The sequence below is a fragment of the Streptomyces sp. NPDC044044 genome (genome assembly GCF_056434405.1).
On the sequence record NZ_JBWKFG010000006.1, the window covers coordinates 177590 to 203440 of the forward strand.

28 protein-coding genes and 1 tRNA gene are annotated in these 25851 nt (G+C 65.8%); 11 read left to right on the forward strand and 18 right to left on the reverse strand.

Annotation, left to right across the window (positions count from 1 at the left end; genetic code table 11):
* Positions 1 to 28: 28 nt before the first annotated feature.
* The gene (gene bagA, locus AC07AG_RS23300; protein ID WP_478757310.1) at positions 29 to 1009 is read left to right on the forward strand and encodes an ATPase BagA; all 981 of its coding nucleotides are present in this window, start codon (positions 29 to 31) and stop codon (positions 1007 to 1009) included.
* Positions 1006 to 2445, forward strand: a complete 1440-nt coding sequence (bagB, locus tag AC07AG_RS23305) for an ATPase BagB (RefSeq protein WP_478757312.1) — start codon at positions 1006 to 1008, stop codon at positions 2443 to 2445. Before bagA ends, bagB begins: the two co-directional genes overlap by 4 nt.
* Positions 2446 to 2645: 200 nt before the next feature.
* Here the strand turns inward: bagB and AC07AG_RS23310 are convergent, their stop codons facing one another.
* Positions 2646 to 2990, reverse strand: a complete 345-nt coding sequence (locus AC07AG_RS23310) for a WhiB family transcriptional regulator (RefSeq protein WP_167828965.1) — start codon at positions 2988 to 2990, stop codon at positions 2646 to 2648.
* Positions 2991 to 3406: 416 nt separating this feature from the next.
* On the opposite strand from AC07AG_RS23310, the gene AC07AG_RS23315 reads away from it, so the two are divergent.
* Complete coding sequence (locus AC07AG_RS23315; RefSeq protein ID WP_478757314.1) at positions 3407 to 5659, forward strand: transglycosylase domain-containing protein; 2253 nt, start codon at positions 3407 to 3409, stop codon at positions 5657 to 5659.
* Positions 5660 to 5801: 142 nt separating this feature from the next.
* Here the strand turns inward: AC07AG_RS23315 and AC07AG_RS23320 are convergent, their stop codons facing one another.
* Complete coding sequence (locus AC07AG_RS23320; protein WP_478757316.1) at positions 5802 to 6266, reverse strand: GatB/YqeY domain-containing protein; 465 nt, start codon at positions 6264 to 6266, stop codon at positions 5802 to 5804.
* Between the two features lie 75 nt (positions 6267 to 6341).
* Here AC07AG_RS23320 and AC07AG_RS23325 point away from each other — a divergent pair, with 75 nt between their 5' ends.
* The 3 genes from AC07AG_RS23325 to AC07AG_RS23335 all read left to right on the forward strand — a co-directional run bounded on the left by AC07AG_RS23325 (position 6342) and on the right by AC07AG_RS23335 (position 8326).
* Positions 6342 to 7268, forward strand: a complete 927-nt coding sequence (locus AC07AG_RS23325) for a metallophosphoesterase (RefSeq protein ID WP_478757317.1) — start codon at positions 6342 to 6344, stop codon at positions 7266 to 7268.
* 180 nt (positions 7269 to 7448) lie between these two features.
* The gene (locus AC07AG_RS23330; protein WP_478757319.1) at positions 7449 to 8201 is read left to right on the forward strand and encodes a Pr6Pr family membrane protein; all 753 of its coding nucleotides are present in this window, start codon (positions 7449 to 7451) and stop codon (positions 8199 to 8201) included.
* A gap of 51 nt (positions 8202 to 8252) precedes the next feature.
* Positions 8253 to 8326, forward strand: a tRNA-Pro gene (locus AC07AG_RS23335).
* A 623-nt stretch (positions 8327 to 8949) separates the two neighbouring features.
* On the opposite strand, the gene AC07AG_RS23340 is transcribed toward AC07AG_RS23335, so the two are convergent.
* From AC07AG_RS23340 to AC07AG_RS23395, 12 genes are all read right to left on the reverse strand, one after another.
* Entirely contained in the window at positions 8950 to 10125 is a 1176-nt protein-coding gene (locus AC07AG_RS23340; RefSeq protein ID WP_478757321.1) for a site-specific integrase, read from the reverse strand.
* Entirely contained in the window at positions 10125 to 10313 is a 189-nt protein-coding gene (locus AC07AG_RS23345) for a helix-turn-helix domain-containing protein (RefSeq protein ID WP_478757323.1), read from the reverse strand. Before AC07AG_RS23345 ends, AC07AG_RS23340 begins: the two co-directional genes overlap by 1 nt.
* Complete coding sequence (repSA, locus tag AC07AG_RS23350; RefSeq protein WP_478757324.1) at positions 10310 to 11689, reverse strand: replication initiator protein RepSA; 1380 nt, start codon at positions 11687 to 11689, stop codon at positions 10310 to 10312. The genes AC07AG_RS23345 and repSA overlap by 4 nt, the downstream gene beginning before the upstream one ends.
* Entirely contained in the window at positions 11682 to 11867 is a 186-nt protein-coding gene (locus AC07AG_RS23355) for a hypothetical protein (RefSeq protein WP_478757326.1), read from the reverse strand. The genes repSA and AC07AG_RS23355 overlap by 8 nt, the downstream gene beginning before the upstream one ends.
* A gap of 89 nt (positions 11868 to 11956) precedes the next feature.
* A complete protein-coding gene (locus AC07AG_RS23360; protein WP_478757328.1) occupies positions 11957 to 12268 on the reverse strand; it encodes a SpdD-like protein in 312 nt (103 codons plus the stop codon).
* A 23-nt stretch (positions 12269 to 12291) separates the two neighbouring features.
* Positions 12292 to 12447, reverse strand: coding sequence for a hypothetical protein (locus tag AC07AG_RS23365; protein WP_135332310.1), 156 nt, complete (start codon positions 12445 to 12447; stop codon positions 12292 to 12294).
* Positions 12448 to 12459: 12 nt separating this feature from the next.
* Positions 12460 to 12651 (reverse strand): mobile element transfer protein, encoded by a 192-nt coding sequence (locus AC07AG_RS23370; RefSeq protein WP_367043921.1) that lies wholly within the window; start codon positions 12649 to 12651, stop codon positions 12460 to 12462.
* Positions 12652 to 12687: 36 nt separating this feature from the next.
* Positions 12688 to 13347 (reverse strand): DUF2637 domain-containing protein, encoded by a 660-nt coding sequence (locus AC07AG_RS23375; RefSeq protein WP_478757330.1) that lies wholly within the window; start codon positions 13345 to 13347, stop codon positions 12688 to 12690.
* A complete protein-coding gene (locus tag AC07AG_RS23380; RefSeq protein ID WP_478757332.1) occupies positions 13347 to 13550 on the reverse strand; it encodes a hypothetical protein in 204 nt (67 codons plus the stop codon). The genes AC07AG_RS23375 and AC07AG_RS23380 overlap by 1 nt, the downstream gene beginning before the upstream one ends.
* A 100-nt stretch (positions 13551 to 13650) precedes the next feature.
* Positions 13651 to 14988 (reverse strand): FtsK/SpoIIIE domain-containing protein, encoded by a 1338-nt coding sequence (locus tag AC07AG_RS23385; protein ID WP_478757333.1) that lies wholly within the window; start codon positions 14986 to 14988, stop codon positions 13651 to 13653.
* Between the two features lie 2 nt (positions 14989 to 14990).
* Positions 14991 to 15347, reverse strand: a complete 357-nt coding sequence (locus AC07AG_RS23390) for an SCO3933 family regulatory protein (protein WP_478757335.1) — start codon at positions 15345 to 15347, stop codon at positions 14991 to 14993.
* A gap of 139 nt (positions 15348 to 15486) precedes the next feature.
* The gene (locus AC07AG_RS23395) at positions 15487 to 16269 is read right to left on the reverse strand and encodes a GntR family transcriptional regulator (protein ID WP_478757337.1); all 783 of its coding nucleotides are present in this window, start codon (positions 16267 to 16269) and stop codon (positions 15487 to 15489) included.
* A gap of 18 nt (positions 16270 to 16287) precedes the next feature.
* Between AC07AG_RS23395 and AC07AG_RS23400 the strand changes: the two genes are divergently transcribed.
* The 3 genes from AC07AG_RS23400 (at position 16288) to AC07AG_RS23410 (ending at position 20453) form a co-directional block, all read left to right on the forward strand.
* The gene (locus tag AC07AG_RS23400; protein WP_478757339.1) at positions 16288 to 16755 is read left to right on the forward strand and encodes an NUDIX hydrolase; all 468 of its coding nucleotides are present in this window, start codon (positions 16288 to 16290) and stop codon (positions 16753 to 16755) included.
* A 359-nt stretch (positions 16756 to 17114) separates the two neighbouring features.
* Positions 17115 to 17690: a hypothetical protein gene (locus AC07AG_RS23405; protein WP_478757341.1), complete on the forward strand. Its 576-nt coding sequence runs from the start codon at positions 17115 to 17117 to the stop codon at positions 17688 to 17690.
* Positions 17691 to 17738: 48 nt separating this feature from the next.
* On the forward strand, positions 17739 to 20453 hold the full coding sequence (locus tag AC07AG_RS23410; RefSeq protein WP_478757342.1) for an HD domain-containing protein: 2715 nt from the start codon (positions 17739 to 17741) through the stop codon (positions 20451 to 20453).
* A 346-nt stretch (positions 20454 to 20799) separates the two neighbouring features.
* Here the strand turns inward: AC07AG_RS23410 and AC07AG_RS23415 are convergent, their stop codons facing one another.
* The 4 genes from AC07AG_RS23415 to AC07AG_RS23430 form a co-directional block, all read right to left on the reverse strand.
* Positions 20800 to 21081, reverse strand: a complete 282-nt coding sequence (locus tag AC07AG_RS23415; protein WP_478757344.1) for a hypothetical protein — start codon at positions 21079 to 21081, stop codon at positions 20800 to 20802.
* Positions 21078 to 21809 (reverse strand): GntR family transcriptional regulator, encoded by a 732-nt coding sequence (locus AC07AG_RS23420; RefSeq protein WP_478757914.1) that lies wholly within the window; start codon positions 21807 to 21809, stop codon positions 21078 to 21080. The genes AC07AG_RS23415 and AC07AG_RS23420 overlap by 4 nt, the downstream gene beginning before the upstream one ends.
* A gap of 8 nt (positions 21810 to 21817) precedes the next feature.
* Positions 21818 to 22042 carry a hypothetical protein gene (locus tag AC07AG_RS23425; RefSeq protein WP_478757345.1) on the reverse strand — a complete coding sequence of 75 codons (225 nt, stop codon included), beginning with the start codon at positions 22040 to 22042 and terminating at the stop codon, positions 21818 to 21820.
* A gap of 319 nt (positions 22043 to 22361) precedes the next feature.
* Entirely contained in the window at positions 22362 to 22640 is a 279-nt protein-coding gene (locus AC07AG_RS23430) for a hypothetical protein (RefSeq protein WP_478757347.1), read from the reverse strand.
* A gap of 78 nt (positions 22641 to 22718) precedes the next feature.
* On the opposite strand from AC07AG_RS23430, the gene AC07AG_RS23435 reads away from it, so the two are divergent.
* The gene (locus AC07AG_RS23435) at positions 22719 to 23474 is read left to right on the forward strand and encodes a GntR family transcriptional regulator (RefSeq protein ID WP_478757349.1); all 756 of its coding nucleotides are present in this window, start codon (positions 22719 to 22721) and stop codon (positions 23472 to 23474) included.
* A gap of 337 nt (positions 23475 to 23811) precedes the next feature.
* Complete coding sequence (locus AC07AG_RS23440) at positions 23812 to 25014, forward strand: Fic family protein (RefSeq protein WP_478757351.1); 1203 nt, start codon at positions 23812 to 23814, stop codon at positions 25012 to 25014.
* Positions 25015 to 25851 lie beyond the last annotated feature (837 nt).

The following is a 25851-nucleotide window of genomic DNA, read 5'->3' on the forward strand; positions in this document are numbered from 1 at the left end:
CGGACGCCGACTGGTTAGGCTCGGAAGTGTGAGCAGGCTCCAGGTCGTCAGCGGCAAGGGCGGTACCGGCAAGACCACGGTGGCCGCCGCACTCGCGCTCGCCCTCGCGACGGAGGGCAAGCGCACCCTCCTCGTGGAGGTCGAGGGCAGACAAGGCATCGCGCAGCTCTTCGAGACCGAAGCGCTGCCGTATGAGGAGCGGAAGATCGCCGTCGCTCCCGGGGGCGGGGAGGTGTACGCCCTTGCCATCGATCCCGAACTGGCGTTGCTCGACTACCTCCAGATGTTCTACAAACTGGGGGGCGCGGGACGCGCGCTCAAGAAACTCGGCGCCATCGACTTCGCCACCACCGTCGCGCCGGGCCTGCGGGACGTCCTGCTGACCGGCAAGGCCTGCGAAGCCGTACGCCGCAAGGAGAAGAGCGGGCGGTACACATACGACTGCGTGGTGATGGACGCGCCGCCCACCGGCCGCATCACGCGCTTCCTGAACGTGAACGACGAGGTGGCGGGGCTCGCCAAGATCGGCCCGATACACAATCAGGCGCAGGCCGTGATGCGGGTCCTCAAGTCACCCGAGACGGCGGTCCACTTGGTGACGCTCCTGGAAGAGATGCCCGTCCAGGAGACCGCCGACGGGATCGCCGAGCTGCGCGCCGCGAAGCTCCCCGTGGGGCGCGTCATGGTGAACATGGTGCGGCCCGCGCTGCTGGACGAGGCCGCCATCGAACTCGGGCTCGGCGGGATCCCGCGCACCGCCATCGCCAAGTCCCTGTCCGCCGCCGGACTCGGCGGGGCCCGCCGCGGAGGTGTCGCCGCGCGTCTGGTCGACCCGCTCCTGGAGCAGGCCTCCGAGTACGCCGAGCGGTACGCCCTCGAGCGCTCCCAGCGGGACGTCCTGGGCGAGCTCGGCCTCCCCCTGCACGAACTCCCGCTCCTGGCCGGGGGAATGGACCTGGCAGGGCTCTACGAACTCGCCACGGAACTGCGGAAGCAAGGGATCGCATGACCTCGGACCCGGCACGAGACCCTGCACGAGACGCGGACACGACCCGCCCCCTGGACCCGGCCCGCACGCTCGACGTGGACGCCCTGATCGACGACCCGAAGACCCGCATCGTGGTGTGCTGCGGCTCCGGAGGCGTCGGCAAGACGACCACGGCGGCCGCCCTTGGCCTGCGCGCCGCCGAACGGGGCCGCAAGGTCGTCGTCCTGACCATCGACCCGGCGCGCCGGCTCGCCCAGTCCATGGGGATCGACTCGCTCGACAACGTCCCGCGCCGGGTCAAGGCGGTCGAAGGCAACGGCGAGCTGCACGCCATGATGCTCGACATGAAGCGCACCTTCGACGAGATCGTCGAGGCGCACGCGGACAAGGAGCGGGCGAGCGCGATCCTCGGCAACCCCTTCTACCAGTCGCTCTCGGCGGGCTTCGCGGGCACGCAGGAGTACATGGCGATGGAGAAGCTGGGGCAGCTGCGCTCCCGCGACGAGTGGGACCTGATCGTCGTCGACACGCCGCCCTCGCGCTCGGCCCTTGACTTCCTCGACGCGCCCAAGCGCCTCGGCTCCTTCCTGGACGGGAAGCTGATCCGGGTGCTCATGGCCCCGGCGAAGGTGGGCGGCCGGGCCGGGATGAAGTTCCTGAACGTCGGGATGTCGATGATGACGGGGGCCCTGGGCAAGCTGCTCGGCGGTCAACTGCTGCGTGACGTCCAGACGTTCGTGGCTGCGATGGACACCATGTTCGGCGGCTTCCGCACCCGCGCGGACGCCACGTACCGGCTGCTCCAGGCGCCGGGCACGGCGTTCCTCGTGGTGGCGTCGCCGGAGCGGGACGCGCTGCGCGAGGCGGCGTACTTCGTGGAGCGCCTGGCCGCCGACGACATGCCGCTCGCCGGTCTCGTCCTGAACCGGGTGCACAGCAGCGGCGCCGCTCAGCTCTCGGCCGAGCGGGCGCTTGCCGCCGCGGAAAATCTTGAAGAGAGCCGCATTGTGGATCAGGTGGACGGGAAGGTTGCACTTCGTAGCTCCCACGAGGCTCCCGGCAACTCCCCCGAGGCCCCTGGCAGTTCCCGGACTCCCGCACCTTCTGAAGCACCTTCTGAAGCATCCTCGGAAGCACCTTCCGAGGAGTCCTCCGAAGTATCTGAAGCACCTGAAGCGTCTGAGGCACCTGAAGCGTCTGAAGGACCTTCTGAACTCCATGACACGCATCCGCCCGTGGCACAGCTGACCGCAGGCCTGCTGCGACTGCACGCGGAGCGCATGCAGCTGCTCGCGCGCGAACAGCGCACGCGCGACCGCTTCACCGCGCTTCACCCCGAGGTTGCCGTGGCCGAAGTGACGGCACTGCCGGGCGATGTGCACGACCTGGCAGGCCTTCGGACCATCGGGGACCGGCTCGCGGCCGGTACTGATGGTGATCCGGCCGGAGCTGCCTGAGCAGCAGGACCGGCGCTGCCTGAGCAGCAAGGACCGGCACACACTGCCACGCGGTCGGTGGGGGCCTCCCCCTGAGGGCATTCCCATGAGGGCATTGCCATGAGGGCACTCCCCACCGCCACGCGGCGGACGGGCACTGAAACCCGGCGGGCGCTGACCTGACGGGCACTGACCCGACGGGCACTGAAACCCGATGGGCGCTAACCCACTGCCGCGTAGCTCTCGTACGTCTCGTCGTCCTCCAAGTCCACGGGCAGCAGGCCCGCGCCACGCTCGTACTCGGAGCGCGCCGTCTCCAGCAGACGGCGCCATGAGGTGACCGTTGGACGCCTGCGCAGCAATGCGCGGCGCTCCCGCTCAGTCATGCCACCCCACACGCCGAACTCGACGCGGTTGTCCAGCGCATCAGCCAGGCACTCGGTCCGCACCGGGCATCCGGTGCACACCGCCTTGGCCCTGTTCTGCGCTGCTCCTTGAACGAACAGTTCATCTGGATCGGTAGTGCGGCAGGCCGCCTGCGCACTCCAGTCGGTTACCCAGCCCATACCGGCGCCGTCCTCTCCCGAATCGAGGCTCCCCCACGGCGGCAGCGGCATATTCACCGCCGCCAGTTGAGGACGTTACGGAGGTTGGGCACAGCGCAACACCCCCTTCGGGCCCAATCTTGGATGGCCCGAACGGACTATGCGTAAGCGGCAGATCACCCGACGGAGTGAGCTGGCGACATGCGTGATTAACCCGGCAAATGCGGGCACTTCAGCTGAGTCACAACGGGCATCGAATGCCGCATGAGGCGAATTCGGACACACTTTCCCTAGCCCCAAAAGAGCAGAGGGAGTCCCCATTCGGGATTCGGGACCGACGGAGGGGTTGTTGCCAAACCGCACTGCTGTGACAGTTGAGAGCAGCTTAGGCCAAGGCATTGAGGCGTGTCCGGCGAATCAGAACGTAGGCTGCCCCCATGGGAAAGAAGCGCTCGGGCGGTGGTCTGTCACCAACTCAGCAGGCCGCGAAGTTCCTAGGTGTCAGCGTGCTCGCTGGAGCCGTGCTGGCAGGTATCGCCCTGCCCGCGGCCGGCGCGCTCGGCCTCGCGGCGAAGGGCTCGGTCGAGGGATTCGACGAGATCCCCTCCAACCTGAAGCAGCCGCCGCTGAGTCAGCGCACCACGATCCTGGACAACAAGGGCGGCTCCATCGCCACGGTCTACTCACGTGACCGCACCGTGGTGCCGCTCAAGGAGATCTCGCCGTACATGCAGAAGGCGATCGTCGCGATCGAGGACTCGCGCTTCTACGAACACGGCGCGATCGACGCGAAGGGCATCCTGCGCGCGCTGAACCAGAACGCGCAGAGCGGCGGCGTCTCCCAGGGCGCGTCCACGCTCACCCAGCAGTACGTGAAGAACGTCTTCGTCGAGGAGGCGGGCGACGACCCGACGAAGGTCGCCGAGGCCACCCAGCAGACCCTCGGGCGCAAGATCCGCGAGCTGAAGTACGCGATCCAGGTCGAGGACAAGCTGGGCAAGAAGCGCATCCTCAGCAACTACCTGAACATCACGTACTTCGGACAGCAGGCATACGGAGTCGAGGCCGCGGCCCAGCGCTACTTCTCCAAGCCCGCCAAGAGCCTCCAGGTCCAGGAGGCCGCGCTGCTCGCCGGCATCGTGCAGTCGCCCAGCCGGTACGACCCGGTCAACGACACCGAGGAAGCCACCAAGCGCCGCAACACGGTGCTGCAGCGGATGGCCGAGACGCACGACATCACGCAGGCGGAGGCCGAGGCGGCGAAGGAGAAGCCGCTCGGCCTGAAGGTGAGCAGGCCCAAGAACGGCTGCATCACGGCGGTCAGCGGCGCCGGGTTCTTCTGTGACTACGTACGCGAGGTCTTCCTCTCCGACCCCGTCTTCGGCAAGACCAAGGAAGACCGGGCCAAGGTCTGGAACCAGGGCGGTCTGCGGATCAAGACCACCCTCGACCCGCAGGCACAGCAGTCCGTGCAGGCCTCGATAAAGGATCACGTCAACCAGTCCGACGACGTGGCCACGGCGGCCACCATCGTCGAGCCGGGCAGCGGCAAGATCCTGGGCATGGGCCAGTCGCGGCCCTACGGCTTCAAGAAGGACGAGACCACGATCAACCTGTCCGTGGACGACTCCATGGGCGGCGGCGCGGGCTACCAGCCGGGATCGACCTTCAAGCCGATCGTCGCGGCGGCCGCCCTGGAGGGCGGCATGCCGCCGACGAAGAGCTACGGCGCTCCGTACGAGATGCCCTACCCAGACAGCGTCGCGGCGTGCGACGGCAAGAAGTGGGTGAACTCGGGCGGCGCGAAGCTCACCAATGAGAACGAGTCCGAGGTCGGCCCGTACGGCATGAAGGAAGCGACCGCGAAGTCGGTCAACACCTACTACGTGGAGATGATCGGCGACATCGGCATCTGCCCGGTGACGAAGATGGCCAAGGAGATGGGCGTCGAGCGGGCGGACGGCCGCAAGATGGACCAGGCGCCGTCGATCGCGCTCGGCACCCAGGAGATGTCGCCGCTGACGATGGCGGGCGCGTACGCGACGTTCGCCTCGCGCGGCAAGTACTGCTCGCCCGTCGCGATCGAGTCGATCGCCGCTCCGGGCGGCAAGACGCTGCCGGTGCCGAAGTCGACGTGCTCGCGCGCGATGTCTCCCAAGACGGCCGACACGATCAACACCCTCCTCAAGGGCGTGGTCGAGGACGGAACCGGCCAGCAGGCCGGCCTCGGCTCCCGGCCGAGCGCGGGCAAGACGGGTACGACCGATTACCGCTACGCCGCCTGGTTCGTGGGCTACACCCCGAACATGTCGGGCGCGGTCTGGGTCGGCGACCCGCAGCACAAGCGGCAGATGGTCGACATCACCATCGGCGGAGTCCCGTACGACAAGGTCTTCGGTGGTGAGGTCCCCGGCCCGATCTGGCGGGACGCGATGAGCGGCGCGCTCGCGGGCAAGCCCGCGCCGGGCTTCAACACCGTCCACATCCCGGACGGCGACAAGGACAAGGACAAGGACAAGCCGCACGAGGACAACAAGCCGGGCGGCGGCGGCCACGGCGGTGGCGGTGGCGGCAATGGCGGAGGCAACAACGGCGGGGGCGGCGATCCCTGGCCGGACATCTCGCTGCCGCCGGACGTCATCGGGGGGAACGGCAATGGGGGCGGGATCGGCGGGGGCTGGGATCGGTGAGCGGCGGCCGGTAGGTCTTCCGGATAGCTGTTCCGGATAGCTGTTCCGGATCCTCCGCTTGATACGTGCTCGATACGTGGATGAGGGCGCCCCCTGAAGCAGGGGGCGCCCTCATCCATTTCCCTTAGGCGGGTGGGCGTGCTCAGCCCGCGAGCAGCTGCTTGACCACGGCGGCGACGCGGCCGCCCTCCGCCAGGCCAGCGACCTTCGGGTTCACGATCTTCATGACCTGGCCCATGGCACGCGGCCCCTCGGCGCCGGCGGCCTTCGCCTCCTCGACGGCCTGGGCGACGATCGCCTTCAGCTCGTCCTCGGAGAGCTGCTTCGGCAGGTACTCGGCGAGGATCTCGCCCTCCGCCTTCTCCTTCTCGGCCTGCTCGGCACGCCCGCCGTTGGCGAAGGCCTCCGCGGCCTCGCGGCGCTTCTTCGCCTCGCGGGCGATCACCTTCTGCACCTCGTCGTCGGAGAGCTCGCGGGCCGTCTTGCCCGAGACCTCCTCCTTCGTGATGGCGGTGAGGGTCAGCCGGAGCGTCGAGGAGCGCAGCTCGTCGCGCCCCCTGATAGCGGCGGTGAGGTCTTCCTGAAGCTTCGCCTTGAGCGTGGTCATGCGGTGATTGTCGCAGGTGCGTACGGCCCGACGCCCGCTGATTTACGGGGCCTTCGGGTCTGACACGATGGGTGGATGCGCGCGCGATACGCAGTACCTCTGGGAATCACGGCGACGGCCGCCGCCGGTCTGGCCTACTCGGTGGGCATCGAAGCCCGCCTCTTCCGACTGCGACGGGTCACGGTGCCGGTCCTTCCACCGGGGATGCGACCGCTCAGAGTCCTCCAGGTCTCGGACATCCACATGGTGTCCGGGCAACGCAAGAAGCAGCGCTGGCTGCGCTCCCTCGCGGGCCTCCGCCCCGACTTCGTGATCAACACCGGGGACAACCTCTCCGACCCGGAGGGCGTACCGGAGACGCTGGACGCGCTCGGCCCGCTGATGCAGTTCCCCGGGGCGTACGTCTTCGGCTCGAACGACTACTACGGCCCGAAGCCGCGCAACCCCGCCCGCTATCTGCTGGAGAAGGTGCAGGGCAAGCACGGCCTGAACGGCAACCCGCCCGCCGTCGGCGTCATCCACAACCCGTGGGAGGACCTGCGCGACGGGTTCGACGCCGCGGGCTGGCTGAACCTCACCAACACCCGGGGCGCGCTGAAGATCGAGGGCTACGAGATCGGCCTCACCGGCGTGGACGACCCGCACATCAAGCGCGACCGGTACGCGCAAGTGGCGGGCGGTCCCGAAGCGGGCGCCGACTTCTCGATGGGCATCGTGCACGCCCCGTACCTGCGCAGCCTCGACTCCTTCACGGCCGACGGCTACCCCTTGATCCTCGCGGGCCACACCCACGGCGGCCAGGTGTGCATCCCCTTCTACGGGGCGCTGGTCACCAACTGCGACCTGGACACGGACCGCGTGAAGGGCCTGTCGACGCACGAGGCGGAGGGACACACGTCGTACATGCACGTCTCGGCGGGCTGCGGCGCGAACCGCTACACCCCGATGCGCTTCGCGTGCCCGCCGGAGGCGACGCTGCTTACGTTGACTGCTCGGGGCTGAGGGGTTCCCTCCCGGGGGGGGGAGCAGCGGGGAGCGGGGCGGGACGGGCTGGCGCGTGTCCCGCGCACAGAACAGGGAGCCCCTCCCCGCTCCCCGCTCCCTGCTGCTCCCTGCCCCCTGCTGCTCCCTGCTGCTCCCTGCCGCGCTGCGGATGAGCGGAACGGTGCTTACCGTGGGGACATGATCACGCGGACCTCGTCGACCGCTCCGGCGGAGGCGGTCGTACCGCGCCCGCGCCGCCCCGTGACCGCGGTCTTCCGGGCACTGGTCGCCCTGGCCGCGGTCACCGGCATCGTGATCGACCTGGCCATCGGCAGCCCCCTGCGGGTGCTCAGCTACTTCACCATCCAGAGCAATGTGCTGCTGGCGGTGGTCTTCACCTTCTCCGCCCTGCGCGCCTGGCGGGGCCACCGCGCCCTGCCTCCGCTCGTGACCGGCGGCACGCTCCTCTTCATCTCGATCACGGGCCTCGTCTACCACTTCGTCCTGGCCAACGGCTCGAGCGGCTTCGCCATGACGGACGACATCGAGACGTACTCCGGCTGGCACTCCCTCTCCAACCAACTGCTGCACACCGTGACCCCGATCGGCGCGCTCCTCGACTGGCTCCTGCTCACCCGCCCCGGCGGCCTCCGCCTGCATCACGCCGCCCAGTGGATGGTCTACCCACTCGCCTACCTGGCCTTCGCCCTGACCCGCGGCGCGCTCATGTCCCCCGGCTCACCGGCGCGCTACCCCTACCCGTTCCTGGACGTCGAGGCACACGGATACGCGGGGGTCCTGGCCAACGCGGTCTTCTTCGGCCTGGCCTTCTACGCGCTGGCCCTGCTCCTGGTCGGCCTGGACCAGATCCGCCCAGGTCGCCGAGGCACGGTGCGGCCCGGGAGCCAGGGCCCGAAAACCGGATTTCGTCTCCGGGCGCCGGTCCGCTAAAGTAATCGATGTCGCCACGACCTGCGCAGCGGGCCAGTGGAGCAACGACATCGGGGTGTAGCGCAGCTTGGCAGCGCGCTTCGTTCGGGACGAAGAGGTCGTGGGTTCAAATCCCGCCACCCCGACAGCTAAGCAGCAGGTCAGAGGGCCGGTACTGATTTCAGTACCGGCCCTCTGGCTTTGTGCGTGACTATCTGAGTGACTACCTGCGCGGAGTCCTCGCGTCCGCCTCCCAGTCCCCGCTACGGTGTGGCTCCCGATTGAGGGACCTGTCGTCAGACCGAATAGGTCGGGCAGGTGGCGGGACAGACTGAAAAGTCGCCGCCTGAGGGATACACCTCTGTTTACGGGCTCGGCGCGGCCAGTAGGTAGAGATCACTCGACTCTCTCTCGTGAGGCTTGGCCGTTGATCGCCAGTCACCGGCACGAATGATCCTTAGTTCTGTGCGCTTGGCAGAGCTCCCAATCCGCTGCACGCGGCTGGGAGTGTCTGCCGTGTCGTAGACCAGTCCGGCCGTGCCCGTCCGAAAGGTACTTGGCCACATGAACTGGGACGACCACATCGCTCAGCTCTTGTTCACCGTGTTCGGCCTCTTCACGCTCTTCCTCTTGCTGCTACGCAGCTTCGGTCGCGACGTGATCAGGCTCATTCGAGAGGTACGAGACGAGTGGAACAAGCTTCGGTAGATGCCTGACGGCTGAGTCGTGCGGGGCGTGAACTGCAATGAGGAAGCGCCCCGCATCCCGATCAGCGACTAGGCCCGAAGATCTTGTCCATGGCGACCGCCCCGGTCTGGATTACTGGACGGATCTGCTTCCGGTAGACCTCCTCCGTGACAGCCGTGCTGGAGTGACCGACCAGCCGCGAGATCTCTTCGAGCGGGATCCCACCGTCCGACAAGATCGAGACGAAGGACGTGCGGGTCTCCCGAGGCGTCCACTCGTGAGGCTCGATCTCGATACCGGGCATCTTCGCGGCGTGGGCGAGGACCTTGCGGAACTCGCGCCGGACGTTCGCGGCGTCGAGCTCGGTCCCCACGGCTGACCTGAAGACGAGGCCCGTCTCCTGCCACTGGTCACCGGCCGCAACACGCTGCCAGCCCTGACGCTCCCGCTGGATCCTCAGGGCGTCGACAGCCCGACCGGGCAGAGCGAGCGTGCGGCGGGACTTCTTGGTCTTGGTGTCGCCGGAGCTCCGGACCGAGCGCCATACGGCGAGGTGCGGCGGGATCTCGGGGGTGGCGGTTGAGTCCCCGTCGAGGTCGACATGATCCCAGCGGAGAGGGCGCATCTCCTCGGTACGGCCGCCGGTGAGGAGCGAGACGACGAAGTACGCGTAGAGCGGGGAGTCCTCCGCAGCCACGAGTACGGCGTCCGCCTGCTTGAGCGTGAGGGACTTGGATGGCCGGCCGGGGCGCCCCGCGGGGACCGAGCACAGCTCGACGACGTTGCGCTTCACCTTGTCCCGCGCCATGGCTCGCTTCACAGCGCGGTTCAAGCACGAGCGGATCGCTTCCAGTGAGCGGGTGCTGAGCACCTTCGACTTGGCGCCGAGCCACTTGTCCACGTCATCGGCGCTGAGATCCCGGAGCTTCCGCGCGCCTAGGGCGGGGATCACGTGCGTGTTGCAGAGGATCGTGTTGGTGGTGAGCGTCGACGTGTCGCGTCCGTTCAGCCCGTACTTGAGCCAGTCCGTCACTGCGTCCTTGACCGTGTAGCCGGTGGGCGCGATCGCGAGGCCGTCCTCGTAGTCCCGCAGCACCTCTTTGAGCTTGGCTTTGGCCGCCGTCTTGGTCGTACCGCTGGCCTTCTTCACGATCCTCTTGCCGCTGGGGTCGAAGCCGAGGCTGGCTGTGGCGATCCAGCGTTGCCGCTTCTCGTCCCAATGGAGGCCTCCGTCTCCCCTACTTCGTCGCTTCGACATCAGGCCGCCTCATCCATCTGGTCGCGGATGAAGTCCTGGACAGCGACGGCGGGGATACGGCGGGCGCGGTCAATGGTGAGGGAGGCCAGGCGGTGCGTGCGGATCAGGTCGTAGACCTTGGAGCGTCCGAGCTTCAGCCGCGCCATGACTTCCGGCACGGTCAGCAGGTCGGCGGGGGCGGTGGTCATGCTGCGGCTCCTTCCGGGGCGAGTTGGTCGCGCAGGGCTTCACGGGCGGTATCGCGGTTGATCTGGAGCTCTCGGGCGATAGTCGCGGCGAGGGCGGACTCACCCGGCGTGTGGCCGTGGCCCGCGTACTGCCAGTCGGCGAGGACGAGGACGGTGTCCGGTTCGCGGTCGTCCAGGCCGAGGGCGTCGCGTTCCTGTGCGGCGCGGAAGTCGGCGCGGGCTTGGCGGAGTTCGCCGAGGGTGGTGGAGTAGCGGCGGGACTTGGAGGAGAAGTGGCCGCGGAAGCCGAGCATGTGCGCCCAGGCCCAGAGGCGGCGCTCCGGGTAGAGCGGATCGAGCAGCTTGCAGGCTTCGATCAGGCGGCGGGCGTGGGCCGGAACCTGGTGGCGGTCGAGCTCGGAGAGTTCGCCGATGCGGCGGTCGAGGGTGCCGGTGTTCTCGGCCGCCTTGGTGGCGTACTTGGCGACGTACGAGGCCACGGCTTGCTCGGTGATGTCGGAGCCGTCGCCGAAGGCCTTGACCGGGCGCACGTCGAGTTGGGTGCCCCAGCGGAACGTACGGGCCGGTTGCTCGTCGGCGGCCGGGACCGAGGCGGAGGTGTACGAGTGCGTCGCAGCGGCGTGGATGGCGTCGGTGAGGAGGCCGACGCTCGCCCAGGACGGGGGTGGGGTGTCGGGACCGTCCGGGCCGTCGAGGCGGATCACGGCGTGGAAGTGGAGGGCGCCGCGCTTCTGGAATTCGGCGACCTTGCCGTACGAGAGGCGGGCGGACTCCTTGAGTTCGCGTTGGGTGAGTCCGGCGCGGGCGGCGATCTCTCGGCGTAGGCGGGTCGTGAATCTCATCCACAGGTCGCCTGCGTGGTTGTTGAAGAGGACTGCGGCTGCGTAGTCGTATGTGGTCGGGTCGAGGGCGGTGCCGAGTGCCGGGTCGTCGGTGGGGTGGCGGGTGCCGCAGCGGCAGGTGCCACGGTCGGGACGGTTGTGGACTGGGCCGAAGGACGGGGCGGTGAGCGTGGTGAAGACGCGCGGGTGGTCGCGGACCGTGGAGGGGACATCGCGGCGGTCGTCGCCCGCCAGGCCTGCGCGGATCAGGTGGTAGGTGTCTCCGGCGTACGTCCAGGCGCAGGAGGGGCAGCGGGAGGCTCGGCGGTTGCCGCAGGCGAGGCGGAGGCGTCCGCCGGGCTCGTTCTGGGTGGAGTAGTGGTGGAGGGCCTCGCCGGTCGTTTTGTCCTTGGTGAGGGACCAGCCGGTGAGGTGGATCGGGTCGGAGCAGCCGCCGGTACGGCGGATCTGGTCCTGCCAGCGGTCGAAGTCGGAGGCCGAGGCCACCCTCAGCAGGTCGCCGAGGGTGATCGGGTCGAGCTGCGTGTCAGACACGGGCGCCCTCCCGCGTGAGTGAGCGGCGGAGGGTGGCGATGCCGTGGCAGTCCAGGCAGTGGGCGGTGGTGAGGCGCAGGTGGCCGTGCCGGTCACGGCCGCCGAGGGTGATGGCGACGGAGGCGAAGCCGTCGCAGGCCGGGCAGATGTTGGACGGCGGGCGGGTGCGTGCGGTCATGATGGGGCTTCCTTCCGGATCTCTGGTTCGGAGAGGGGCACGGCTCCCGGGCGGCGGAGACTTGGCGGTTGAGGCCGCCCGGGGGCCGGTCAGCGCCGCTTGTGCTCGGCGGTGATGAGGGAGCGGACGACCAGTGCGCAGATGGCGAGCGAGGCGCCGGTGATGGCGACCGCGAGGAGCATGGAGACCAGGACGGCGCCGACGACCAGGACGACGGCGGTGCCGCTACCGACGAGGGCGACGACACTGCCCGGCGTGAGCTGGACCGTGGGCCGGGCGGGAGCAGTCGGGGCGATGGGTGCCGGTGTCTGGGGCTGCTGAACGACGGCGGCCGGGGCGGTGGTCAGCGGGGTGACCATGCCGGTCGGGGCCGGGTTGGTCGGGATCTTGGGGCGGAGCATGGTGGATCTCCCTTCACAGGCTGCTACTTGACGGTGGAGTCGATGGCGGGGGCGAGCAGGCTGTCTGCGAGGAGGTAGCCGCAGAGCAGGAGGACGATCACCAGCCACCACGGCGGGTGGATGAGCTTGAGACCGAGGTAGCCGACGACGATCAGGGCGAGCCAGAGCGGGACATCCATGGCGGGGTCTCCTCAGCGGACCTTGCAGCGGTGGGTGCGGGCGGCGAGCTGAGCGGCCGACTGGCTGGCGTAGTCGGAGGACCAGCCGCAGCGGTCGGCGGTGCACACAGCGGCGTGCTTGGTGTGGCCGTGGCGGTCGCGGTGGGTGCCGATCTGGACGGGGCCGATCTGCATCACGGAGTGGAAGTGGTCGCGGGCGGGCATGGGTGGTTCTCCTTTCGGGTCGGGTCGCTTTCGGGATCAGGTGAGTTGGGCGGCGATGGCGTCGGCGAGCTGGGGCGGGACGCCGAGGCGGGCCCGGAGGGTGTCGGTGTCGATGCGGGAGCCGGTGCGGGCCTGGTGGTCGTCGGCGACCTTGCGGGCGTGGTCGACCAGGGCGGCGGGGACCGGGGGCGCGGGTTCTGCGGCCGGGAGCGCGGGGGCGTCCTCAGCCGCAGGGACTCGGGCGGCTTCCGGCTCCGTGACGACCGGAGGCTCCGGTGCGGATTCGGGAGCTGCGGGTGCCGGCCGATCCGACTCCGGCGCGGTCTCGGGTGCGTGCGCGGTATGGGCCAGGAGCGTGCCGCCGAGGAAGGCGAGAGCGGGCCACCCAGCGACGCCGAACCGGAGCCAGGCCGGAGGGTGCTGCAGGTCGAGGAACCCCGCGGTGGCGACATTGGCGCCGAGAGAGGCCACCAGGGCGATCAGAAACCAGCACCAGGCGAGCCGGGACGGACCCTCACTGCGAAGCCGCCGCCAGGCCGCGACCAGGAGCAGGTCGACGCTGATCGGGTAAGCCCACGCCTTCCAGCCGTCTTGCCCGGCAGCGGCAGCGAGGTCGTGCAGGTGGGCGAAGGACAGGGCGCCAGCGATGAAGGCCTGCACGAGGACGGCGTCCAGGCGGATCGCGGGCCGGGCCATTACGAGCCCTCACCTGGGTAGTCCGGCCCATCGGTCGGGTCGTAGTCGGACGGCAGCGGCGGGAGAACACGACGAGGCAGCGAGGCGGCGACAGCCGCACCCGTGACGGCCACGAACTCCTCGTCGGCGTCAGGCAGGTCGGCATACAGGGCCAGGGCGCCGAGCAGCTGCACTGTGCGGTTGAAGTCCTCGTAGGCGTCCACTGGTTCACCTCCGGATTTGGGCATGGGCGGGGTAGGGACGTGGCGCGGATGCGGTCGCGCCGACCGAAATGCGGGATGGTCAGGCCGTGGCGGTGGCGGCCTAGGAGAGCGGCACATGGGCCGAGGGCAACGGGGCAACGACGGGCCGGAAGGGTGCCAGCTCGGGCAGGTCCGGGGTGCGGTCGGCGTGCCGGTTGCAGATGTTCACGGCTTCGCGCAGCGAGGTGTGCGGGGCGCGGATGCGGGCCCAGCCGCCGGTCGAGTCGCCGGTGACGGCGATGCCGGGTGTCTCGGTGGGGATCTGGATGGCGGCGAGGACGGCGTCCGGGGCGATGTCGCCGAAGGCCATGTTGGCGCTGGATTCGTCGTTGACGCGATGGGCGGTACGGCCGGTGAGCTGGGCACGGAGCATCGTGATCCCCTTGCCGAGCTCGGAGCCGAAGCGCTGGCCGCAGATCTCCAGATAGATCCCGGCAGCGCGGCCGAGCTGAGCGAGGCGGACCAGGTCCGTGATGATCCGGTCGCGCCGCTTCTCCTCGTCCTTGCTTGCATAGAGGGCCAGTTCGGCAACCTCGTCGACCAGGACGACGACGGGTACGGGCCGCAGGTCCTCGCGCAGGTCCCAGATGTCGGCGGCGATCTCCGCATCGGGTATGCCGACGCTGATGCGCTGCTCGGCGCGTATGAGCTCGTAGACGGTCTCCATGTGGGAGACGAGCGCGTCGAGGAGTTCGAGGGCGGTGTCGGGGTTGTCGGCGAGGGCGGAGAAGCGCCGGGCGAGCGGGAAGAGTTCGACGCCTTGCTTGCAGTCGATGCCGACGAGGGCGACGTCCTGAGCGGCGAGCCCGGCAACGAGGTTGCGCTGGTAGACGGACTTGCCCGACTCGGTGGCGCCGAGCGTGAGCCCGTGCGGCACGGCCCGGTAGTCGCGGTAATGCACGGCCCCGTCCTCGCGCAGGGCGACGGGAATGCGCATCGGGCGGCTGTCGCTGGTGGCGGGCATCTGCACCCGCTTGAGCACGTCGTAGCCGGTCATCCGCAACTCAACGACGCTGGAGCGCAGTTCGCGTGAGGTGACGCCGTACATCCCGAAGGAGTGGCGAAGCCGGTCGGTGGCGGCCGAGACGTCGAACGCGTCCTGCCCCGGACGGAGCTTGAGGCGAAGGACCAGGCCGGTGCGGGTGGGCCGCAGGCGCAGGATGCGAGGAGCTCGCGGCTCAGGCACCGGGCGGTTGGCCATCCGGGCGAGCGAGAGGCGCCAGCGCGAGGGCGGGACGGTGAGCCCGCAGGCCTCCATGACCGAGGCGTAACGGACCAGGACCCGTAACGCGGCGAACGTGACGCCGAAGCTCACCCAGTACCAGGCGGGGCGCCGCCACCGCAGGATCACTGCGGAGGCGACGACCAGCAGAAGCAGCGCGACCGTGAAGCCGGTCATGATCAGGCCGCCTTGGGCTTCGTGGCACCACCGGTGAGCGAGGTGACTGCGACGGCGCGGAAGGCGATGCCGTGCCGCTTCTGCCCGTTGAACTCGTTCTCCCACGGGCGGGCGATCAGACCGGTGAGGGCGACCGGGGTGCCCATGGCCAGCTCGTCAGAGATGCCGGGCTGAGGGACGGTGACGGACAGAATCTCGACCGAGTCGTTGGCCGCGAACATCACGTCCACGGTCATCAACTGGGCACCGGTCTCGACGTCTTGAGCAAGCTCACCAGTCCGACGGTCCTTGACCTTGGGCTGCGGGGCCTTGGCGACCATCACGGTGGCGGTGGAGGTGTCGACGGGGATCTGACGCACTACGGATCACTCCTCTAGAGATGCTGGACTCCGCCACTCATGTATAGGAGTGACATGAAGAAGAGTGCATCACTCCTATACATGAGTCAACCCGCCGCAACGGAGAAGTCACGGCGGGCTGCGAGGAGTTGAGGAAGTGTCAGTCGGCGGCAGGGATCCGATACTCGAAAACGAACTGGTCAGCGGCCATGAGGGTGTCGCAGACCTCGACCACACGGCCTTCGGTCGTGCGGGCCTCACGGATCAGATGAACCACCGGAGCTCCGGGGCTGAGCGCGAGCTCGGTCGCCTCCGCCTTGGAGGCCGGACGCGCTTGCAGCGTCTCGACGAACTCGGCGAACTCGTGCCCGTGGTCTTCGAGTCGGGCGTAGATGCCACCGCCGCCGGGGTTCTCGGCGAACAGCTCGGGGATGTCCTTCACGACATCCCACGGCAGATACGAGGACGCGGTCTCGACAGGGGTGCCGTTGCGGAAGTAGAGACGCCGCCGGGCAAGGACCTGAGTGCCAGCCTCGACGCCCAACCGCTCGGCGGCATCCGCGGGGGCCTCCATGGGCCCGATGTACAGAACGCTGACCTTGGCGGTGGCACCGGACTGCGCAGACTCGGCGAGGTACGCGGCCTTGCCACCCTCCTGCCGAAGCGAACGGCGGAAGCGATCCGAGGACCGATGCCGTACCGGCGGCCGATCCTTCACCATCGAGCCCTTGCCGTGCCGAGTCTCGACGAGCCCACTGGCCCGCACCTCGACCATGGCCTTGCGAATCGTCCCGCCGGCCACGCCGTAGCGCTCCACCAGCTCCGACTCACTCGGCACCATGTCACCAGGCTTCAGGACTCCCGCCCGGATCTGCCGAACGATGTCGTCAGCGATCTGCACATACCGAGGTCCGGCCCTCCCCTCTCCTACCGCAGTTCCCATAGTCCTTCTCTTCCTCCTATGCTCCTGTACATGAGTAACAGCGCCAAGGAAGGCCAGTCAACGCCACTGCACTCCGTGTCCGTAGCCGGAGTAGTGGTACGCGAGGACGGCCGACTCCTGGCAATCCGCCGCGCGGACAACGGCACTTGGGAACTCCCTGGCGGTGTGCTCGAACTCGACGAGACCCCCGAAGAGGGCGTACGACGCGAAGTCCTGGAAGAGACGGGCATCCACATCGAGGTGGACGAGCTCACCGGGGTCTACAAGAACACGACGCGAGGCATCGTGGCGCTGGTCTTCCGCTGCAAGCCGGTCGGCGGCACCGAGCGCACGTCCAGCGAATCAACGGCAGTCGACTGGCTCACCTCGGAAGAGGTCGCCGAGTGGATGTCCGAGGTCTACGCGATCCGGCTCCTAGACGCCCTAGATGGGGCAGGCCCTCACGTACGAAGCCACGACGGCAAGCGCCTGATGCCAACGCGATAGAACTTTCCCTACTTCATCAAGGCCCGCGCACAGCGCGGGCGCGCCGCCTCGACGGCGCGACCTGCCTCCTGTCTCCGCCCCGGCTGGCCGCGCCAGGCGGCGCGCTCGCGAGCTGCGGGCATGAAGTGGGAGACACCCTCTGTGGCTGGGGCGGTCGGCTCCACGGCTTTAGGCAGCCACTTTGGGGCGAGCCTCTAAGATCATGGCCCCAACGTCGTGCTTTAACGGGCAGGTCCACAGACTGCCCGACTCGCGATGAGCTTACGGGGCCATGATCACTCGCCCCAAAGCAGCTCCAGCCCAAAGCCGCTCCGCCGACCGCGCAGGGTGCATCCGGTGATAGCGCTGCCCTAAGTGCCGTGCTGATCGACCCCAGGATCGATCCCTGCAATTCCAACTGCTCGTCACCCCAACTGTCCTATGCTGACAGCGAGATCAGGAGTGAGGCGATGACGACACCAGAGCCAACCAGGCCGGAGCCAGGCTCGCTGCATAGCGAGTTCGCACTGGAGCGATACCGCTACATACTCCAGCAGATCCACGCCGTCAACGAGAATGCACACCGTTTTCTCGCGATCTATCAGACACTCGGCACTACGCTGGTAGGGGCGACACTGGCCCTATTTGTCGGTTATCGAAAGTGGGAAATAGACCCGGATACAGCTCGATCCGGAGTGATTGGACTTCTGACTCTCACTACCGTTGTCGCTGCTTTCACCATGACTTTGATAATTGTAGGCGCGGTAGCCTGGGTCGACTATCGCAATGAAGAGTGCGACATAACTGACGCAATAATCGGCCCCGATTTCCGGAAAAGACCCCGCCCGAAGAATCTATTGCGATGGTACGAGACTTACGTCCTCCTCTTCATAGTTGTTTCCATTATCGCAATGTGGACACTTAGTGCGCTCCTGATCATTCCAGCAATAACATGATGCACGGGATGAGAAGGAAATCGTGTTGGCTTCAGAGAAAGGCGTTTAATGTCCTATCAGGAGACACGCTTTTGGAAACTCTTTGAAGACCAAGCAAGCGTGCAGGCTCAGAACGAGTCGAGCAGGCTCGTGGAGCAGTTCAAAAGCAGTCGCCAAAGGGGCGCATTGATTGCTGCAGAGATTTGCCGAGATTCCGCAGATCTGACACAGCATGACATCTCTCATATTGACGCATTGTGGGATTACGCCGAACTGATCTGCGGGCCTGAATATTTTCTGAATCCTGCAGAGATCTATGTCCTCGGTGTTGCTTTCCTTGCCCACGATCTCGCAAATGGGATGTCTGCCATTCCTGGAGGCATGGAGGAGATCGCAAGAGACGCAAGGTGGTGGGATGCATTAGCGGCGGAGTATCGCGCCGAACATGGCAAGGTTCCATCGTCTGAACGTCTCGCCGACGTGGGACCAGCTATTGAAGTCCGCGCCCGTGCACGGTACCTGCGTGAGACGCATGCGGACTACGCGGCGAGAATCCCTTTGATTCCGTATAAAGATCAAGTCACTGGCGATTCATATTACCTGATCGAAGACGCAGAGCTGCGCAACCAATACGGATACCTGGCCGGTCGAATCGCGGCAAGCCATTGGTGGCCGTCAAAGGTACTGCGGCAAGAATTTGGGGTCAAGATCGGCGCACGCGCCAGTATGCCAAGTTCGTGGGAAGTTGACCCACTCTCACTTGCTTGCATTCTCCGGTGCGCAGACGCCAGCCACTTGGATTCCCGCAGAGCTCCAGCTTTCCTGCGTGTCATTCGAAGCCCCGGTGTCGAATCACGACCCCATTGGGTTTTCCAAGACAAACTCCAGAAGCCTCGCATCCACGACGACCGCCTATCTTACACAAGCCTTAGCCCATTCGACAGAAGCGAATCTGATGCGTGGTGGGTCTGCCACGACGCCCTTTCAACATTGCATTACGAGCTCACATCAACCGACGATATTTTGTCGGATGCAGGAAGGCAACGTTTCTCGGTTCGGGGCGTAGTAGGAATCAGCGACCTAGAAGAACTGTCCCGGAATATTAGGACTGATGGATGGCATCCAATCGATGCTAGCGTCAAGGCAACCGACGTGATCACTCTCGTCCGTAGGCTTGGGGGTGCCGAGCTATATGGAAATGACACGTCAATTCCCATACGGGAGCTTGTCAGCAACGCTGCCGATGCGGTGCGGGCAAAGAAGGCTCTGCTGTCGGCCTCCGGAACGCCCTCCTGGGAGGTCTCAGGGGATATCACCGTATCGCTCAAGAGTGACGCCCAGGGGGATTGGTTGCATGTTCGCGATACGGGCATCGGCATGTCGAAAAACGTTCTAACCAATGCACTTCTCAATTTCGGCACCTCTTATTGGGATTCAGCTCAATCCCGCCGAGATCTCCCAGGCCTTCTTTCGTCCGGGTTCCGCCCGACAGGGCAATATGGAATTGGATTCTTTTCCATCTTCATGATCGGAAAATCGGTACAGGTTATCTCTCGACGTTACGACGCAGCCTCAAGTGAAACGATGGTTCTTGAATTTGCTCACGGCCTCACTGGACGACCGATGCTGCGAAATGCCGATACTCAAGAGCAGCTAGTTGCAGGTGGTACCGAGGTCAAGGTTCTGTTGAGTACCCCTAGCTCCGATATCCTTAGTCTTTCTTCCCGTAACGGAAAGAAGAATCACGTAACGCTCGCCGAATATTGTGCGTGGCTATGTCCGGCATTGGATGTAAATCTGTACGTGGCGCAAGGCGAGAAGGGTAGAAGTCTCGCTGTGTCGGCAGGCGACTGGCAGCACTTGGAACGAGACGCACTCGTCGACCGGATCTATGTACACCTGACACCAGACGTGCGCGATGCTTTCAAATCGCATATCTCGGGTGATCTGGAACCGGTTTACTCGCCAGATGGCGAAATGGTGGGCCGTTTGTCCGTGGCGCCCCCCATCCCCCACTTCGAAAAGTCTCCTGATTCCGAATCGGACGACAGCACATACCAAGATTGGGTATCGATAAAAGCCCCCCTTGTCGTTGGAGGGGTGCGCGCAAAAACAGGTATATATAATTCGGCAGGCCTAGTTGCCGGAACGACACAGAGGGCGGCTCGGGATGTCGCAGTTCCCATTATTGAGGCGATAGATTTCTCCGATTGGGCCACTTGCCAAGCGAAGAGATGGAAACCATCATGGGAGCGAGCTTTCCATGGCAGCATAAAGGGGAACCTAGTTGCACTCCATGCCGAACCGGCCCAGATGCCGGTAGCTCAGACAACTACTGGCGATGTGACGTTTGAGCAACTTGTGAGTCACTGCAAAGATCTATCTCGCGTTATTTTGCTTCACGATGCCGCCTGGAGAAACTACTGCGGGCGGAGCGCCGGGCAATCTTCGTTTCACGATGACGTTATCTTGATGGATCCAGCAATGCATTCGGTCCTGTCTTCGGACACCTCCTTTCGCGATGCAGATGATTTTGCAGTTATGGGGTGGTCTAAGAGCGTGGACGCCGACGCTACGAACACCATGGCCGGTGTCATCATTCGCGCTATAGCTAAAGCCTGGGGCATAGAGGAATCGGATCTTCAGTCTCGCTACTCTCGACGTGCAAGAAGCGAGATCCGCCAGGTAGAGGTGGTAGGTGTAAACGAAGACGGTGGAGTGGCCAAAGAGGTACGCTTGACAGCTTTCGCTGTCGTTTCACGGGATGCGCTTCTCGGACACTAGAGGTTGCTCTGGCGGATCGCGATCCCTGAAACCCCACCCTCCCTTAGACGACGGTGCATCAGCTTCCGATGTCAGTGCGCCGCCTGGCGCCCCCCCCCCATCGGTATCGAGTCGAATACGTTTCGAAGTTGATCGGCGCAACGTAGGTACCCGCTGAACGCGCAGGTCAACGAAACCTCTACGCTCGGTGGTTGAGCGTCTTTTGCAGTGCTTGGCCCTCAGGGGAGGAGGTCAGTCGTCGAGTCAGATCGCTGTTACAACGCCTGGCTGGGGCACAGAGACGGACGCCGAACCGGCGGGATTTGGAGGGGACTCAAGCACCCGTCAGAAGCGGTGGAGTCTCCACTCACTGCTGGGAGGCTCCGCGGCTAGTCGCTACGCGGAGCACATCCCGTAAGGCTCCCGTCAGATCCTGGACCAGAAGTAGCAGCACCTCCGCCTCTGTAACCGCGTCGGCCGGTAGTTCCTGTGTTTGCTCCAGCAGTGCGGCTGCCATGCCGAGCTGCACCGCCTCGATGTTGTCCGCCAAGCGGGACATGTGGCCATCGCTGTCGTCGGTGCTGAGATAGCAGGGCTTGCCCTCCGGCCCCGACCACGGGAGGAGCCGCAGCTCGTTTCGGGTTGTCATCTTTCTGTCCATCCCTCGTCGGTCACATGGTGGGTGGTGAAGACCGCATCGGCGCGGTCCCCTGGGAGCACCAGGAGCGCGGCCTCGACCACGCGCCCAGTCATGTCGGCTGTCACGCGTGTGATCGCGAGAACCGCCAGGGCGGAGCTGATCCGAAGGGTTGAGGCTTCGTCTGGTGTCGGGAGGCGAGCGCTGACCGTCTCTCGGACATCGGCCGAGGTCGGGCGCAGTGCTGCGAATCTCGCCTCTGCTCCCTCATATGGGCGCGGCTCGTTGAGCACGGCGGCCGGCGCCAGGTCGCGAGGTACGTAGACGCGGGCCAGGCTGTGCGGCGACTTCGCCTCGTAACTGACGCAGTGGAATTCCGTCAGGGGGCTACCGGTCGGCACCTGCAATAGAGCTGTCAGATGGCCCCGCGCTCGTATCTTGGTGCTGTGGACTGTGATGCGCAGAGTCGTGTCAGGGGCGGTCTGCGGGGGCTGCGTGCCCCAGCCGCCGACGTAGGTGATTCTGCGGAGGGAACGGCGGACGAAGTTCCCCTTGCCGTGGATCTTCTCGATTAGGCCCTCTCCTTGGAGCACTGCCAGCGCACTCCGCAACGTCGCTGTGCTGACCTCGTATTGGGCGGCTAGTTGAGTCTCAGAGGGGAGGCATTCGCCGGGCTTGAGTCGACCGGTCGTGATCTGGTTGCGGAGGTCATTGGCGATGCTGTGCCGACGAGAAGGCATGGATTTGATCACCGCCTTCTCGTCATCCGAAGCGCGACGAGTCGCGTTCGCGGGTGGATGGTCAGCAACTCGCCCGACTCGAAAACGAGTTGCTTGGCGCCTTGGGGCAATTGGAAGAGGTCGGACACACAGCAGGGCTGGCCGCCGACGTGGATGACGTCGCCGCGCTTCACGCTGGCTGCGGTGATCTCGACCGTGGAGGCCAGCGCGCCGCTGGGGGCCCACCCCCTCACCGCAGTACCTCCGTGGGTGTCCGCTGGATGGCCGTCGCGTGGCAGGGGCAATCGCAAGCCTCGTAAACCACAGGAACGTCAACGGGTGCGGTGGCAGGGGAAGACTCCGCGCATGCGTGGTGAGCGCCGATCCGGCACGCGCTCGACCAGTAGGGGGCGGCCTCCGTGTGCGTGATGCGGGGGCGCTGGCTGGGTGGCATCAGCAGGCACCCGCCAGGGTGCACCAGAGGCGAGGTACTGCAGTCGGGTGCTGCCGTGCACGCTCCTCACAGACGAGTAAGAGGGCACGTTCGATGCGGTTGAACACGCTGCTCAGCTCCTATCGCTGATGGCCTGGTCCGCCGACATCGCCCGTCGTCGGGACCGTCTTGCGTACGACCGCCCAGAGGGTGCGGTCGTTCAAGCTGGTGGCGAGAAGGCCAAACCGGTCGGCCTCTGCCACCACTTCCAGGGCCTCCCGCCATGACTCGGCGGAGAGCGATTCCGGCACCTCCGCTTCGATCGACGTGTCTCGGTCGTGCTCCTCCACGCGTGTGGAGAGCCCGAGGGCCGATAACCGAGCTGCGATGGCCTCCGCGCTCACTTCTGAAGCAGGCACAGGGCAGCCTCCGTCACCGGCGATCACTTTGAGTTAAGCTAGTTAACTAGGTTAGAGCTAGTGGACTAGATTTTCCATATGCCTGAGCAGCCGCCTTATCTCCGCATCGCCGACGTACTGCGGCGGCGGGTCGCGGAGCGCGAGTGGACGCCCGGAGACCGGCTCCCGTCCCGCGCCCAGATCGCCCAAGAGTGCGGCGTGGGCGAGAACGTGGTGCGTCGGGCTCAGGAGCTCCTGATCTCCCAGGGAGTGCTGGAGGGCCGCGCCGGTTCTGGCACCTACGTAGCCGAGCCCCGGCAGCGCGTCCGTGTTGTGCGATCAGCGGCGCGTGAGCAGCCTCAGAGCTCCCCGTTCCGCGCGGATATGAAGGCCGTGGGCAGGCAAGGGGACTGGGAAAGTCGGACCGATGCCAAAGTCCCGGCGCCGGCCGAGGTCGCCACACGTCTCGGGATTGCCGAGGGTGAGCTGTGCGTACGCACCGCCTACGAGTTCCTCGCTGACGGCAAGCCGGTCCAGCTGTCGACGAGTTGGGAGCCGTACGAACTCACCGGCGGCACCCTCGTGGTACTCCCCGAGGGGGGCCCGCATGCCGGGGCGGGCGTCGTGAACCGCATGGCCGAGATCGGCATCGCCGTCAGCCACGCTGTGGAGCAACCAGAGCCGCGGCAGGCGACCGCCGAGGAGGCGTCACTCCTAGGTATCCAGAAAGCGGCGCTGGTCACTCACATCCGGCGGACGTACTACAGCGACGAGGGCCAACCCGTGGAGACGGCGGACATCGTGGTGCCCTCTGCGCTGTGCGAGATCGTCTACGAGATTCCGATCGGTCGCTAGCAGAGAATCCACGGCTCGCCACCCCCAACGCCGCACCTAGCGGACAGTTCACGGAATGCCCGGCCCGCTGGAAGCGTACGGCGTCGTGATCATTCGCTACATGGCAGCCTCGGCCCAAAACCGCTACATCAACCGCCCTCGGCGCTGACCTAGACATGCGGGCGGCATCCTCTCCTCGCTACTGGCGAGTACCGTCAACCTCCGAGGAGCAAACTAGCCCAGGTGGAGGGACACTCAGGAGGACATTGGTCGGGACATAGGCAAAGCCCAAAGCGTTTGAGACAATGGTCTGTACCCCATCTTGACCTGGGGCTTTGGGGATGGAGAGACAAGACAGATGCGACGCTACGAGGAGACACATCCGTGGCTTGTCTTCAAGCCAGACCTCGACTTGGGGCCCGAGACGTGGATGCAGTTGGGTGAGATCCACTCCAAGTGTGAGCACGTGGCAGGCGTGCCGCTGCACCCTGCGACCCAGGAGCACTTCAACCAGGTGTTCCTGAGCAAAGGCGCCCATGCAACCACGCGCATTGAGGGCAACACGCTCTCCGAAGAGGCAGTGCGGAAGCGGATCCAGAACGAGCTGAAACTGCCGCCTTCGCAGGAGTATCTCGGCCAGGAAGTAGACAACGTCCTGGAGGCCTACGGCATGATCATGTCTGATGTGGCCGAGGGTAAGTCTCTGGAGCTCACGCCTGAGCGAGTCTTGGAGCTCAACCGGATCATCTGTAGGGACCTAGACAACCTGGCGGATGACGCTGTCCCTGGTCAGCTCCGTGAGCATGGGGTATCGGTAGCCAACTACGTGGGGGCACCGGCTGAGGACTGCGAGTATCTCGTCAACCGACTATGCCAGTGGCTCAAACAACTAGAGGCCGATGCTCCGGCAGGTTTTGAATTCCAAGTGGCTGTCGTGTCGGCGATCCTCGCTCACCTGTACTTGGCCTGGATCCACCCCTTTGGGGACGGGAACGGCCGGACGGCGCGCATGGTTGAGTTCCAACTCCTGGCCAAAGCTCGGATGCCAGACGTATCCGCCCATCTGCTAAGTGACCACTACAACCGGACACGTACGCGGTATCTAAGTGTGCTCGACAGAGCCAGCAAGGTTCAGCCGTTCGACACCAAGCCATTCGTCCGCTACGCGCTCCAAGGGCTCCTGGACGGCCTCCGGGAACAGGTCGAAATGATCAAGGCTCAGCAGATGGTCGTGACCTGGGAAAACTTCGTACACGGCAAGTTCCGCTACGAGACGAGTCCAGCTGCTCGGCGACGGCGGCACTTGGTGCTGAGTCTGCCAGTAGGCGAGATCACCGCAGCTACCGATGTCAGGCGCCTGAACCCTGAGCTGGCGGAGGAATACGCCGGACACACTCAGAAAATGATCAACAGGGACCTGAACACCCTGCGGGACTTGGGACTGGTACACCGAACACGTTCGGGCGTGCAGCCTGCTATCGATCAAATGCGAGCCTTCTTGCCCCTGAGGGCGGCACTGAGCCAGCCATTGGCTAGCCACAAGCCGAAGAAGGCGTCCTAGGCAGGCTGAGTGTCTAACTGCGTGACAACGCTGCCGCACGGCAGCGAACAACCGTGGACGTCAGCGGACCATCAGTGCAGGTGACGGGCACACCAGCCCAAGTACAGCCGCCCACCCAAGTTGCTTCGGGACGAAGAGGTCGTGGGTTCAAATCCCGCCACCCCGACAGCTGAAACACCAGGTCAAAGGCCCCTCCCAAACGGGAGGGGCCTTTGCGTTTAGCTGAGTGACCAACTGCGTGACTACGCATCCAGGGCAGCCGTCAGAGCATCTGCATCCACACCCCCGCAGTCCTCGATCGGGCATGAAGCTTTTACGCCAGGCCATGCGCGGCCGGCGTCGGCTACTTAGCTTGCTCGTCCGCTGTTCGCCGAGGCGATATCCCATCGGCCTCAAGCGCACGCGAAGCGGCGTCGACAAAGCCAACGTAGGCCTCGTACCCAACCCGCTCGACCTCCTGAAGCTCCGCCAACTGCTCTGGGTACGCTGAATCAGCTTCCAGACTCCTAAGCAATCGCTTAGCGGCAACTCTATGGTCATGAAGCCGTAGGTTGGCTTCAGATGCAGCCGCTCTGACCTTCGCTGGTCCCTCAACCTGAACGGCGACAAGCAGCTGCTCCGTATCACCATCGAGTAAGGCGTCGGCCTCCACGCACTTGAAGCGAGCAGCCCGACAGTCTGCCTGGCGCGTGGCGGCATCGTCGGCGTCAAGCCCGTACCGCAGCTCAACCTCCGCATCAGCCAGATGCCAGAAGATCTTGTGGAAGCGCTCGGCATAAGCAACGTAAGCCGAACGCCGAGGGTCCCTCAACAAACGCGCGTGCTCGGCCCGAAGCT

Coding starts and splice junctions, on each gene's coding strand:
- bagB (WP_478757312.1), top strand. CDS start 1,006: ATGACCTCGGACCCGGCACGAGACCCTGCACGAGACGCGGACACGACC.
- AC07AG_RS23435 (WP_478757349.1), top strand. CDS start 22,719: ATGCCTGAGCAGCCGCCTTATCTCCGCATCGCCGACGTACTGCGGCGG.
- AC07AG_RS23385 (WP_478757333.1), bottom strand. CDS start 14,988: ATGACCGGCTTCACGGTCGCGCTGCTTCTGCTGGTCGTCGCCTCCGCA.
- AC07AG_RS23315 (WP_478757314.1), top strand. CDS start 3,407: ATGGGAAAGAAGCGCTCGGGCGGTGGTCTGTCACCAACTCAGCAGGCC.
- AC07AG_RS23375 (WP_478757330.1), bottom strand. CDS start 13,347: ATGGCCCGGCCCGCGATCCGCCTGGACGCCGTCCTCGTGCAGGCCTTC.
- AC07AG_RS23415 (WP_478757344.1), bottom strand. CDS start 21,081: ATGACAACCCGAAACGAGCTGCGGCTCCTCCCGTGGTCGGGGCCGGAG.
- AC07AG_RS23410 (WP_478757342.1), top strand. CDS start 17,739: ATGTCCTATCAGGAGACACGCTTTTGGAAACTCTTTGAAGACCAAGCA.
- AC07AG_RS23355 (WP_478757326.1), bottom strand. CDS start 11,867: ATGACCGCACGCACCCGCCCGCCGTCCAACATCTGCCCGGCCTGCGAC.
- AC07AG_RS23400 (WP_478757339.1), top strand. CDS start 16,288: ATGCTCCTGTACATGAGTAACAGCGCCAAGGAAGGCCAGTCAACGCCA.
- AC07AG_RS23310 (WP_167828965.1), bottom strand. CDS start 2,990: ATGGGCTGGGTAACCGACTGGAGTGCGCAGGCGGCCTGCCGCACTACC.
- AC07AG_RS23340 (WP_478757321.1), bottom strand. CDS start 10,125: ATGTCGAAGCGACGAAGTAGGGGAGACGGAGGCCTCCATTGGGACGAG.
- AC07AG_RS23370 (WP_367043921.1), bottom strand. CDS start 12,651: ATGCCCGCCCGCGACCACTTCCACTCCGTGATGCAGATCGGCCCCGTC.
- AC07AG_RS23330 (WP_478757319.1), top strand. CDS start 7,449: ATGATCACGCGGACCTCGTCGACCGCTCCGGCGGAGGCGGTCGTACCG.
- AC07AG_RS23320 (WP_478757316.1), bottom strand. CDS start 6,266: ATGACCACGCTCAAGGCGAAGCTTCAGGAAGACCTCACCGCCGCTATC.
- AC07AG_RS23420 (WP_478757914.1), bottom strand. CDS start 21,809: ATGCCTTCTCGTCGGCACAGCATCGCCAATGACCTCCGCAACCAGATC.
- AC07AG_RS23360 (WP_478757328.1), bottom strand. CDS start 12,268: ATGCTCCGCCCCAAGATCCCGACCAACCCGGCCCCGACCGGCATGGTC.
- AC07AG_RS23345 (WP_478757323.1), bottom strand. CDS start 10,313: ATGACCACCGCCCCCGCCGACCTGCTGACCGTGCCGGAAGTCATGGCG.
- AC07AG_RS23365 (WP_135332310.1), bottom strand. CDS start 12,447: ATGGATGTCCCGCTCTGGCTCGCCCTGATCGTCGTCGGCTACCTCGGT.
- AC07AG_RS23395 (WP_478757337.1), bottom strand. CDS start 16,269: ATGGGAACTGCGGTAGGAGAGGGGAGGGCCGGACCTCGGTATGTGCAG.
- AC07AG_RS23440 (WP_478757351.1), top strand. CDS start 23,812: ATGCGACGCTACGAGGAGACACATCCGTGGCTTGTCTTCAAGCCAGAC.
- AC07AG_RS23325 (WP_478757317.1), top strand. CDS start 6,342: ATGCGCGCGCGATACGCAGTACCTCTGGGAATCACGGCGACGGCCGCC.